General features: G+C 26.2%; 10 protein-coding genes. 9 read left to right on the top strand and 1 reads right to left on the bottom strand.

Annotated features, from left to right (window positions below):
- Positions 1-19: 19 nt before the first annotated feature.
- A complete protein-coding gene (locus AAHM92_RS03275; RefSeq protein ID WP_500221944.1) occupies positions 20-856 on the bottom strand; it encodes a MurR/RpiR family transcriptional regulator in 837 nt (278 codons plus the stop codon).
- Between the two features lie 435 nt (positions 857-1,291).
- On the opposite strand from AAHM92_RS03275, the gene AAHM92_RS03270 reads away from it, so the two are divergent.
- The 9 genes from AAHM92_RS03270 to AAHM92_RS03230 all read left to right on the top strand — a co-directional run bounded on the left by AAHM92_RS03270 (position 1,292) and on the right by AAHM92_RS03230 (position 13,601).
- A complete protein-coding gene (locus AAHM92_RS03270; protein WP_500221942.1) occupies positions 1,292-1,807 on the top strand; it encodes a hypothetical protein in 516 nt (171 codons plus the stop codon).
- A gap of 151 nt (positions 1,808-1,958) precedes the next feature.
- Positions 1,959-3,536, top strand: a complete 1,578-nt coding sequence (locus AAHM92_RS03265; RefSeq protein ID WP_500221941.1) for a PTS transporter subunit EIIB — start codon at positions 1,959-1,961, stop codon at positions 3,534-3,536.
- Between the two features lie 9 nt (positions 3,537-3,545).
- Entirely contained in the window at positions 3,546-4,988 is a 1,443-nt protein-coding gene (locus AAHM92_RS03260) for a glycoside hydrolase family 32 protein (protein ID WP_500221940.1), read from the top strand.
- Positions 4,989-5,246: 258 nt separating this feature from the next.
- Entirely contained in the window at positions 5,247-7,010 is a 1,764-nt protein-coding gene (locus AAHM92_RS03255; RefSeq protein ID WP_500221938.1) for a hypothetical protein, read from the top strand.
- A 1-nt stretch (position 7,011) separates the two neighbouring features.
- Entirely contained in the window at positions 7,012-7,968 is a 957-nt protein-coding gene (locus AAHM92_RS03250; protein WP_500221937.1) for an ATP-binding cassette domain-containing protein, read from the top strand.
- 39 nt (positions 7,969-8,007) lie between these two features.
- Entirely contained in the window at positions 8,008-8,940 is a 933-nt protein-coding gene (locus AAHM92_RS03245) for a hypothetical protein (RefSeq protein ID WP_500221935.1), read from the top strand.
- A 34-nt stretch (positions 8,941-8,974) separates the two neighbouring features.
- Positions 8,975-10,603, top strand: a complete 1,629-nt coding sequence (locus AAHM92_RS03240) for a hypothetical protein (protein WP_500221934.1) — start codon at positions 8,975-8,977, stop codon at positions 10,601-10,603.
- A 151-nt stretch (positions 10,604-10,754) separates the two neighbouring features.
- Complete coding sequence (locus tag AAHM92_RS03235; protein ID WP_500221932.1) at positions 10,755-12,827, top strand: MOLPALP family lipoprotein; 2,073 nt, start codon at positions 10,755-10,757, stop codon at positions 12,825-12,827.
- Positions 12,828-13,115: 288 nt separating this feature from the next.
- Entirely contained in the window at positions 13,116-13,601 is a 486-nt protein-coding gene (locus AAHM92_RS03230) for a hypothetical protein (protein ID WP_500221931.1), read from the top strand.
- The last annotated feature ends 35 nt before the right edge of the window (positions 13,602-13,636 follow it).

The raw sequence follows: 13,636 nt of genomic DNA, 5'->3' as shown, positions 1-13,636 counted from the left end.
ATTTAAACTGTATGCAATATTATTTAGTAGAATTTCATTCTTTAATCAAATCATAACCAATTTCAAGATTTTTGGCATTTTGTTCTATATTAGTTTTAAATAACTCCATAAAAATTAAGTCCACTACAACTAGTTGAGATAATTTACACGAAATTGATGTTAATTTTTGATTATCTTCGTATGTTTTAAAGTTAAGGAGATAATCAACTTTATCAACATTTTTAAAACTTAGTGAAGAAGTAATTAGTCCGCATTGAATGTTGTTTTCTTTAGACTTCTGTATTAAAAATTGAATTTCTTTAGACATTCCGCTTTTAGAAATTAGCAACACCATGCTATTTTGGTCGAGCTTCGCAAAATGTAACAATTGCTGATGATAATTCGTATTTAGGATTATATCCATACCGATTTTTTCTAAATTATTAGCTAGTTCACGGCAAGCCATGTAACTAGTTCCGACACCATACAATAAAATTTTGTTTGCTACTTTCATTTTTGCGACCAACTTATCAATCTCTTTTGGATCTAAGTCATCAAAAGTTTCATTTAATGAATATGAATGATAAAGCTTTAAGTTATTTATTATGGCGTTTGTATTTGTTTCGTCTATAAAATCATAATTTTGTTTTGCAAAGTTATGTTTATTTGATACTTCTAATTGAAAATCCTTCAATGATTGATATCCAAGCTTCTTAGACAATCTTGTGATCGTAGAAGTTGACACATTTGCTTTTTTTGCGATATCATTTATTTTTTCTGTAATAAATATTTCAGGATTTTGGTTAATATATTGAGCTAAATAAGCTTCTGAGTTACTTAATTTAACTTTTGGTATAACTAGTTCGATACTTTTCATCTTTTTCCACCTATAACTTCCATATCAATTTTTTAAAATTATTATTGATACATTATTTATAAGCCATTTATAGATAACTAATTAGGTCGTCATAAAATACTATGCTTGGATAGTAATTCTATAAAGTTGATAATGTAAACTATCATTTTGTCTACTTTATATTGTACTACCGAGATAGTGTCACTATTATAACACTATCTATGTTACTTTTACACCACTCATAAATGGTATTACTCTGAAACACGTTAAAAAACCCCTAAAAATCGTAACTTTCCAAGAACAATGTTTTTTTTCATTTTAAGGTAGACTAGTTAAAAATAATTTTCAATTTTAAAATAAATTTATTTTTTCAATTTATTACCTGTTGTAGTTATTATAAAACTTTATAAACTGGTGCTAATAATGATAAAATTATACATATTTAGGAGAATTGCTATGAATAAAAAAGAAATGATGAAACAAATAAACATTTTTTTAAATAAACAAGGGTGCCAAGATATTCTTTTTTATGCACCAAAAGATGCAAGATTTTTGGTAAAAGAAAACTATAGGGTAATAAAAGATCTGTTTAAAATAAGTTTTAAAAATAAAAACATGCAAAATATAAATATATTTTTAAAATTTAATCCCAATTCATACATTTATAGAGCTAGCAATGAGGACACTATTTCTTATTTGATGGAGTTATCTGATGATGACAAGAATAATATTGATGAGATATTAAATCTTTATTCAGGTAGAGATGATAATATAGGATTTGAAAAAATGGAATTTTCATTACAATCAAGTCCAGTAAGATTTTTAAACACTTTGGATGAGTTCGAAATTAATATTTATGTAGAAATTTTAAAATATCCAAATATGATAAAACAAACTTGTAGTATAACTAAAATAATGTTTTTTGATATTTTTGGACATTTCATGCGTGATTTTCTTCCGCTGTTTGTTTAATTTCTAATAAGTATCTAAAAATGAGTTTTTACAACTCATTTTTTTTATTTTTTAACATTGAAAAAAAACACTAAAAAGTTATTTTTTTCATAAATATATGAATTTTATGTTTTAATTATGTTAATAAATTACTTTAGCAAGGATTGAATTTATGAAACTGTTCAAACAAAAAAGTCTTTATAGCGATGATTACATTCTTTTAACAAAACTGTTAGGTGGAATTGAAAATATTGATAGTATTAATCGTTGCTCAACAAGAATGAGAATTGTTGTTAAGAATAACGAGGGTATAAATATCAATGATGTTGAAAATATATCATTTGTAAAAGGTGCAATTATCAAAGAAAATATAATTCAACTTATAGTTGAAGGTGATTTGAACACGATTAATAAAGAATATCTAAGAAGTTTGGGTATTTCCCTGCGAAAAGTGACAAATATTTTTGATGTTAAATTAACTACAAAGAAAAACTTTTTCAAGGCGATAATGGACGGAATTGGTGTTTTGATAACACCATTAATTCCATATTTAATAACCTTAGCAATTGTTTCGACTATTTCTAACATATTTAATGTGATAGAAATAAATGGTCAAAAGCTTTCTGGACAAGGCTCGACATTGAAAATAATTGGTGAAATGTTCGTTACTTTGCAGAATGCTTTAACATTAGCGTTTTCGATTCTAATACCATGATCAATTTTTAAAATGATGAATGGTAGTCAAGCAATTGGTATTTGCATTGGAGTTTCATTGTGTGCCAAAGACCTATATGTAAGTCAAAAGTTTATGGAATCCGATCAACCTTTATTTAGTTGAGTTACATCTAAAGGGGGTGAAGGATTGTCTTTTGGGGAGTTAGCCAGTGGTTATCCTTGAAAAATCTCTTACGAAGGTCAAATCATTCCTCTTGTAATGATTGGTTTTTTAGCGGTTTATATTGAAAGATTAGTCAAAAAAATAAAATATGGTGTGATAAAGGAACTTATAGGTATTCCGATGGTAACAATAATCTCTTTTTTTGTAGGAATATTGTTATTAGCACCAATTGGAATGATGATTACTTACGGAATGAATATCGGAGTATTATGAGGAACTACCAATAAAATAGCAAAGTATATTTTCAATCCAATATTTGGTTTACTTTTACCTTGGTTAGTTGTTACTGGATTTATTCAAATATTTGTTGTTATAAATCTTCAACAATTTGCAACTTATCAAGCTACTTCTATTATGCCAATGTTCACACAACTAAATGTTGCTGTCGCAACGAGTGTTTTTGCTTTTTCTTTACTACATAAAAGTAATAAAGAATTACAAAAAGAAGCAATTCCATCATACTTGATTGCTTATATTGGTGGAACAACCGAACCTGCTTTATTTGGTATTTCACTTAGATTTTTATTCCCTGTTATAGCAACAAGTATTGGTGCCACTGTCGGTATCTTGATAACTACAGCTTCAGGTGTAATTACCACAATGGGTGCGGCCTCTTTATTAATATTTTTATCAACAATTCCTCAAGCATTGACTGCTGCACCATCGTTTGGTATTGAAACATGACCAGGAACAGGATTTTTATGGATGGCTGTAGCACTTGGAGCAACAATAATAACTACTTTTCTAGCAACTATTTTACTTTCTAGATTAAATTATTTCAAAATTTCAACAAAAAAAGTACTAGAAAGAGATTTTGCACCAATCCCTATCAAAAAACGAAATGAATCGTAAGGAGTTAATATGAAAAAAAATGATGAATTATTAAATACAAAATACAACGAAATACCAAAAGATGAATATAAAAAAGCTAATAAGCTTGTTGAAAATGACATATATTACCGACCAACTTATCACATAGCACCACCAAACGGATTATTAAATGATCCCAATGGTTTAGTTTATAAAGATGGGGTACACCACATACATTATCAATGAACACCAATCCAGCCTTACCATGGTCTAAAGCACTGACGATATTTTACTACTAAAAATTTTATAGATTTTGAAGACCATGGCGTATCAATAGTGCCAGAAGAAGAATTTGAAATCAATGGGGCATTTTCAGGAAGTGCTATCGACTTGGGTGATAAGATTAAATTATACTATACTGGAAATATTGAAGATGAATCAAATAATATTGCAAAAGAACATCAAATCTCTGCAGATTTAATCAACGGTGTTGTAACAAATAAAAAAATTGCTGTTGAATGGGATGCAACTAAATTTACACCTCATGCTAGAGACCCGAAAATATTTGAATACGAAGGACAAAAATATATGTTGTTTGGTGTTCAATCTAGTGATGACAAGGATGGTGGTTTGGCTATATACAAAATGATAAACGAAGATCAATTTGAATATAAAACTACATTAAAATCTAATAACAATTATTATGGTTACATGTGAGAATGTCCAAATTTAGATAAAGTTGGAGATAAATACTTATTCATAATGTCATCAGAAGGTTGAATTAAAGAAGATGATAAATATGAATTAAATGGTTTCAGAAATGTTGTTTATACATTGATTGAAAAATTGGATTTTGATGATATTAAGTTAAATGAATTATTCGAGCCCAGAACAATGGACTATGGACATGATTTTTATGCACCTCAAACTTATTTTGAAAATAACAAGTTGTTAGTGATTGGTTGAATGGGAGCTGTTGGTGTTCAATACCCAACAGATCAATATTCTTGACATTCTATGTTAACAATACCAAGAGAACTATCAGTTGAAGGTGATAATCTTATTCAAAAACCATATATTGGATTTACAATGAATGCATTATCAGAAACTGAAACAATCTTTGATGATAATTTAGAAGTGAAGAAAAGCATCCACCTAAAGTTTGAACTTGATGACATTTTGGAAATTAAAATTTCAAACGATCAAGGTGAAAATGTTGTAATAAGTTTTTCAGAAAAAGAAATTATGCTTGACCGAGATTGTGGTTCAGAAATTGTAGATTGAGATTACGAAAATCCTCGATTTGCTAAAAGAAAATTAAAAGAACAAACTGTAGAAATATTTATTGATTCTTCTTCAATAGAACTATTTGCAGATAATTATCAAACAGTATTTACTTCAAGATTTTTTGTAAAGAACTTTAATAGAATTGAACTTTCTAAAAAAACTAATATGCAAGTATCAAAAATTAAATCAATCAAAGTGATAAATTAAAAAAATATTCACTTAGTTTAATAAGTGAATATTTTTATGCTCAAAATTTTTAAAAAGATTTTTTACCTTAGTAATTTATTTACATATGGAATTTAGGTAATTAAAAATAACACTATGATATATAGTGTTTTTCATTTATAATATAAGGGATAAAAAGTATAAATTAATATATTTAAAGATAAATTAATAATATTATAAAGTCAATTTAAAAAATATGTTAAATTTTTATTTTAGAAGAGTATCAAGGAGGAAAAAACTGTGCTGAATAAAAATGAAAAGAAGGTTTGAAATATATCGTTTTGATTACTATTGAAATTTTCTTTTAAATCTGTAGTTTTAGAAAAATCATTTGTAATATTAAATTTAGTAGTTTCAATATTCTCAATAGGGTTTTCTTTTTACACATCATTTTTGAAATCTGGAAAAGAAATAGTTATTGCTTTTGATTACTACACATTAATTTTCATATCAAGTCTACTTTTTATAATAATACTAAGGGGACTACAGTTTTTCTTTAATAGGAAAGTTGAAGATAAAACAATGTATATTGTTATATCAAATCAAGTGTCAAGAAAAAAATTCTTTATAGCTCAATGATCATTGATAGTTATAGTTTCATGAGCAAATGTATTATTTGGTTATTTTATTATAAATTTTAATTATTTAATTATGAATCAATTTGAGGTTAATAATGTTTTATTTAGAAAAACAACAGTTTTCCTACTTTATACATTTGTGGTTAGTGTTTGCTTAATCAATTTCATTTTATTTTTGTTATTATTAACAACACCTCAAATAACAATGATTGCTTCAACATTATTATTATCATTCTCATTTATAGCAAATCTACCTTTAAAATTTTTAAAAACTAAAGAAGAAAATGAATTATTAGTTTTTAACATGAAGAATACAAATAGATCACAACAGTTAACGGTTTCTTCTTTATATGAAACATTCAATTTACAAAAATATATTAACTCAGGAGATATTAAATACAATTATTTGGCAAAATCTCTTAATGATTTTATTCTTGAAAATAAGTTTGAAAAAGGAACATTTTCAAGTAAAGATAATATTGAAAAAAGACTAAATGATTATTGAAAAGAGTTAGGTCTTGTAGATGAAAAAACAAGAGAATTTAATAAATTAAACGCAACTTTATTGAATTCTCCAAATGAACTTAAGGGTTGGGATTTTAATGATCCAATCGAAATAGATATGAAAATGAAGAATTTATTTATTAACGATTATCAATTAGAAAACGTTATTTTAAATGAAACAGATCAAAATAAAAAAAATGTTTTAAAAGATTTTTATGATTTTTCAAAATCAATACAAGCAATTTTACCAGATCTACAAAAACAAAAAGCTGAATTATTTAACGACTTTATTTATGTTGATGAAGCTAATAGTTTTATGTGAAATAAAAACAAAAATAAAAAACTTGATAAAGTTACATTCACAACTTCATATCTAAAATCTATTTATAAATATTACTTTACAAGTGCGGCTTCTCCAACTGATTTAACAGTTTCATCAAGCACTGAGGTAGCAAGTTTTATGGAAAATAATATGTATTTCCCACTTATGTTAGCTGCAAATATAGTAGAAAAATACTTGGTTGATTATGCAACTATCTACCAAATAGCAACAGAAAACCCTGTAATTCAAGAGCAAGGTCAATGAAAAACTTATAAATCTGGAAGAGATGCACTTGAAATATTCTCTTATGTAAGTCCATTTTTTGGAACTTGAAGTACATATACTTATTTTTCTGGATACTCATTTAAAGACTTTTGATTTAGTCCATACAGTAGTTCGAAAATAATTTTAGACAACCAAGACAACTTATTTTTACCTTATGTTCAATATACCTTTAATTTAAATGATGACGGTGCTATAAAAAAAGAAACTTATAATGATTTCTTGAATCCCATTATATTTATAGGTGTTCAATTAGGTATTGCTGCAACATTAATGTTTATTACTGGTTTTAAATTTACAAGAAGGGACTTGAGATAATATGGAAGACTTAATCATACATTTTGATGAATACGTAAAAAAATTTAGAAACCACAAAATAGGTCCATTAAGTTTCGGTATAAAAAAAGGTCAATTTACAGCTATTTTAGGATCATCTGGAAGTGGGAAATCGGTTATCATCAACACCATAATTGGAGCTATTAAAACATTTCATGGAAAAGTAACGGTTAATGGATTTTCAAAAAAAAGTGGTAAACACTTTTACGGAAATAAAGATATTAGTCTTTATACTCAACTTGACTTCTCACTTTTCGAAATGTCAGCAATTCCATACTTAAAACAAATGTGTTTAATAATGGGAATTCCTAAGAAAGAAATCAAAGCTAAAATTGATTACTGATTGAAGTATTTTGATTTATGAAAAGATAAAACAAAAAAACTTAAAGAATACTCTTGAGGGATGCAAAATAGATTAAGTTTGATTCTTTGTTTAATAAAAGAAGCTGACGTTTTAGTTTTGGATGAACCAGCAGCCAATCTAGACTCATTTTGAAGAAATAAAGTAAGAAATTTATTAATAGATTACAAAAACGCTGGCAAGACTGTCATTATGACTTCACACAACATTGATGAAGTAAATGACCTAATTGATTATTATATAGTTGTTGAAGCAGGAAAATTACTTTTTACGGGATCAAAACTACAACTTGATATGTATTCTAAATATAAAGTTTTCTTCTCTGATGAAATTAATTTACCTAAATTGAAAGCATTCTTAAAAGAAAAAGGGTTAAAAACATTTAAATATGATGAGTTTGAAAACTCTCTTGTTATTGCTACAAATACTTCAAAAGAAATCAATTGAGTATTTTTATACTCACTTAAAGAAACTGCACCAATCTTAAACTTAGTAAAGTTACCAGTGAATATTGAATCAATTTATAAAGCATTAGAAGCAAATGCAAAAAATAACGACATAATAAAAAAATTAGTATAAAATAAATAAAAATGAAATGAAATGAAGGATGGAATTTATATGTATTATGTATTGGGATCAAGTTCATTGTTCTTTATAACAGATGCAAATGGTTGTTTTTATTATGTATTTAATGATTTTAATCAAGCTAAAAACTTTTGCGATTCATTAAATGCGCATACTAATAATTTTTATCAAACATTAATGAAAAACGATTATTATTTGAAAAGTTTATTTTATTCTACGCAAATAAACAATGTTTATCAAAATGTGGGATTAGTTAATAGTAATTTTTCTAATCAATCATATTATGATATAAATAATAGTTTATCATTTAATAATAATTACTCAACTAACTCTAGTTACTCACCTAGAAATGATTTTTTTGGAGCTCAATTAGCTTCTCATAATCAAGGTTCAGCTACTTTCATAGCAAATCAAGATTATATGAATAAAAATAATCAACCATTTCCAAATAGTATAAATCAAAACTATAATACAGTAGCAAATGATTATTCAAATAAAACAAATTCATTTTTATCAGAAAATAAAGATAATAGCTTTATTAATCCATTAGAAAGTATATTTGTTAAAAATAAACAAGTTGTTAAATCAAAAAATGAAGATTATCTGTCATCTACTATCGAAACTGCTAATAAGATTTTAGAAAACTCTAAAATTGATGTTGTTGACTTTGACGATGTATCAAGTGCAGATTTTGACACATTAACTGTAGATAACTTTGATAATGTCTCAAACGAAAATGAAGAGACAATTTTAAATGAGACAACAAACAATAATACTATTTTATCAAATGAAGCAAATGATAGTAATTTTAATGAAGAAACTAATGATAATAACAAAGAAGTTGAAGTAGTGGAAAACAAAGTTGAAAGAAATGAAGATGACGATTCTAAAGAATCTGAATACGACTTCTCAAATTGAAACTACAAAACTATAAAATTCGATGAGTTTATAAATAAAATCAATTAGTATAATAAAAAAACCAAAGAAAGTTGGCTTAAACATGTTTAAAAAATTTTGGATATATCTATTATCTTTCATTTTATTATCTCCAATGGTTATTTTTATAGCGAAGCTAAATTCAAATAAAGAAGATGAAGTTGTTACCAAAAACTTTGCAGAAGGACAAGAAGGTTCTTCGAATGTTAATGACTTTATGTGGGGCGGAAAAAGTCTACAATATTTTATTTACAAGCACTCAAATATTAAAGAAAATGAGGATGCAAATAAATTATTAAGAGAGTTTAAAAGCAGATCATTAGATATTTACAAAAATAATGAAGATGATTATTTTTATATGTCTTTAATATCAAGTGTAATTAATATATCAGCTTACGGTATGTCATCGTACCAAGAATTTTTCGCTGAGGCTTATTCTAAATGAACTACTACTGAGGATACTGCAAAAAATAAGTCATGAGAAATATTGAATGAATATTTTTTAAAAATTTATAATAATATTAAAAATGAGTATTCTGGTGTAATAAATGATACTAATTGAAATAATATAAAAGCATTGATTGATCAAAGTACAATTAGTTCTAATATTTCATATGACACAAAAAAAACTAAGAGTGAAAATGATTTATCATATAAGGATTTGCTTTATAAAAGTGAAAATTTTGGTTTAAGAAGTATTGGTGAAAATGACTCAATCAAATATTGTCAAAATGCATTATTAGCAAGTGCTCAATATTATATTGGTAATGGTTCTAATGATACCAACTATGGTGCCACTTCATCTTATCTTATTGATAATGAAGTTAAAAAGTTTTTTGGCATTTTTTCTTATAATTCCCTAGGTACAATTATGAATGACTCTTTCACAAAAGCTAGTGATAAATCTATCCAAGAATTTAAAACTTTTAAAAAAGAAAATGTCATGTTTGAAAGTTTCGATAAAATGAATGATTATTATTTAAAAGCTACAAATAATGATAGTTATTCAAATAACAAATACAAATTAAATCCAGGCGCTAATATAGCATTAAGTGATTCAATCGAAAGATTAGGTAAATTTTATAACTGAAGCACTGAAAAAGTAGAAGATTTTAAATCCCAAACATTGGATTTATTTAATATATCAATAAAATTGAGTAAGTACGGTGATGAATATTATTTATTATATTATTTATGAGGTTTTATAATTTCACGAGATTTTCCTTTAGAAGGTGCAGGAGAATCAACAATGGCATACACCTTAACTAAGTTCTGAGTTGATAATAGTAAAAAGCTAGCACTTTCTTCATCTAACGCGTTTCTAATATTTTCTAGTAAATCAATGAATATGTATTATTCATCAAGTTTGAATGATCAATACCAAAAAGGTTGATGAAGTAGTCCGAATATTTTTTGTACATTAAATCACGAAATGGGGCATGTAATGGATGGTTATTTAGGTTCTACAAAATATTATTCTGAAATAAATAAATCAAATTTTTCTAATTATATAAAGCAAAATCCAAACAATAAAACTTATGATGGGGATATTTTAGGATATGCAGGGGACCAAACATACAACAAATCAAACTTATTTATGATTATTGGTATCACTGTTGGTTGTGTTGTTGGGTCTTTATTAATCGCTCAATTGATAAGAACATTAGTTAGCAAAAAACCTAAAAGTGAATAATAATTAATCTTACTTATGTAAGATTTTTTTATATGTAGGTAAAATTTTTTTATTTATCTAAATTTGTTTTGAATTTCTATATTATTGGATATTTTAGTTTATTATAAATTTAACTTGTACTTCAAAAAAAGTTTAGAAAAGAGAGAACTTCGTGAAAAAACTATTAGGGATAATTGGAACGTTTACCTTATTGTCATCAGCTTCAACAAGTGTTGTTAGTTGTGGACCTAAGATATCAAGAACCACAATTAAAGATGAAAATGTACTTGAACATAGCGAATCTTTATCTGTTGTTCTTTCCCAAGTTACAAAAGGATTATTTTTTAATCAAAATAGTATTAAAAATAACGAACATATCAGTACTAATTATATTTTGAATAACTTCGTAAAAGACAAAGCTCTCAATGATCTAGGTATTGATAAATTACCTAGTGAGTTATCTGGTGATACTAAATACAAAGAAGTTTACGAAGAGTTTTTCGATAACTCTTTGTTTTCGGAGCAGATAAAATTATCTGATAATATTTATCAAGGAACCGTATTGTCACCATCAAACAGTACATTAAGTTCAATAAATGAATACTCTAGTTTAATACCTATGATTTTGAATGGATTGATAGACCCATCAATGTTAGCCAGTCTCGGAAGTATGGTTGGTGGATTTCTAAAGCCAGATTTATTAGCTTCGGTTGCTAATTATGTAAGCAATGAGAACTTGATGCTTTTAGAGAAGGCTTTTAGTCCAGATATTTATAAAGACATGAGTTACCAACAGGCAATGGATTCTAGTGCTATTGGACTCGCTAATGCGATTGAAACATTACTGAATGTCAACTCAAATAAAATATTTAGTTATGATAATTCTGATGACGTTGCTAAAAACTTTTTACCAGCAATTGATCAGTTAGGAGATAATTTGATCTCTTTAATCAAAGGTGAAAAAAAGTTAGCATTAGATATTGAGAAGAATATGAGTACAATTGCTGAGATTTTAAGGTTTGTAAGAACTTTGCTCCTTGCAATCGATTCATTTACTTCCGATGAACTAACAAAATCACCATTAAGTCTCGATTATGTTTTGGATAAAAGAAAAAGTAAAATTACAACAAATAAAATAAATATTAATAAACTTGTGACATTACTCAAAAAAATGACTGAAGATGAAAATGGAGTGATTTTAAAAAATATTATAAATATTTTATTAGGAACTGGAAATATAGTTGATGGTAATGATGCAAATAGCAATGTTAATAAAGATGAAAACGGTGCGATGAGTTATTTAGGGGACAGCAACGGTGGTTATGTCAAAGTCTTAACAAAGATATTAAGCAAATTGATAAATAAGGACTATTTAGAGATAGATATAAAAACAGTAAATTTAAAAATAAATGTTGATTATTTATTGAGATGCTTTGTTGATACAGGTTTAGGTGATAAGAAAAATCTCGTCTCTAATTTATTAAGGTCAGGTCTTATTACTCCTGGTTTAATATTACAGGCAGGGGATAGTTTACCAGATATGTTCAAAAATATAATCAAATCTTTTGATGATAAAGAGTGAAATAAATTCAAAGAAGACTGAATAGGTTATATATGGAATAACGATAACCAAACTTTAAACTTCTCTATAAAGAAATTATTAAACCAACCTTTAAAAAGTATTATGGAAAGTTCTTTATTTAGTTCAAACCCTTCAAAAACTTTTAATAAAGAAAAAAATAACTCAATGGATTTTCTAATGCAAAAAAGTATTTCTGAAATTGCAAATGACTTATATGAATCTGTAAAATCTTCTAATGCAACTTTAAATTTTGATGATGTTGCGTTATTGTTCAAAAGTTTATACGAAGGTAATACTTTGCAAAATGCATTGAAAGATCCAAAAAACATTTTTAATATTTTAGGACTAGATTCATCAAGTAAAAAGTTTAAAGAAGGGTCTCCGCTTTATTATTTAGCGTTAATTTTAAAAGAAAACATTGATTGAATAAAGAACGCTTTAACTAAAGTTCTATCTTATATAAAAACTTATTTACAAGAACTTGAAGAGTACAATAAAATAATAAATGAGGAATTCAATAACCTGAAAATCTCAAAGTCCAAAATACAAAAGAACAAATTTACATACAAAGTATCAAATGGCAAAATCGTTAATAAGTATGAAATTCAAATCACTCAAAAAAATGGTTTATATTTAATTTCAGAAATAACTCTTTTTGACTAATCAATGATCAAACAATAAAATTATGCTTGCTAGATATTAGCAAGATTTTTATAATTATGAACCATAAATAATTATTATTTTTTTTTATCGCTTTTGCTCACTATTACTTTCTAATAAATTGTAAAGTCCCGTTTTTAGTTTTATACATGGTTATTTCATTTGACTATCAAAAATGTTCAAATATTTAGACTTGTGCTTCAACTTTTGCTTTTTCATTTATGAATACTTTTTATAGATAGATTTTTTCTCTAAAGAGATTTATAATCTTTTTATTATTAAGGAGTAAGTATGTCGAGGTTATCTAAAACACTTGTGAATATCGGAGCAATATTTCTGTTGAGCTGTTTGCCATTAGTTATGACTTTTTCAATATTATTGATAAGTTCAACTTCTTTTATTGAAAGTGGTTATGACCAATTATATAAATTTGGTCAGTTTTTAAGAGAACTAACAAGTGAAGTTTTGAGTTCCATGAAAACGTTAGGATCATTATTGTTTGTTTTATGTTTAATCATACTTAGTTTTATAATAATTTTCTTGGTTTTTGTAAATTCACAAAAAGCCCTTACACAAAGAGTTGGATATCTTTTGGGAATTATTGGATCAGCAATCTTGTTTTTAGTATCTCTATCGATATTTTCAGCTACTGCAACAAGTGCATCTGATGGCTCTAAAATTTTATTTTCAGGTTTGGGTTTAATATTTTTTGGAATAGCAGGATTGATTATATTAGTCGGTTCAATTTTAGGAATGATTTGTGCAAAAAATCAATAAATAATAATTTTAAAAGGAGAACTATGAATAACCCA

This window comes from Spiroplasma endosymbiont of Melanargia galathea (assembly GCF_964031075.1).
GTDB classification, from domain to species: Bacteria; Bacillota_I; Bacilli_A; order Mycoplasmatales; family Mycoplasmataceae; genus Spiroplasma_A; species Spiroplasma_A apis.
This window is presented reverse-complemented; position numbering and strand designations above follow the sequence as displayed.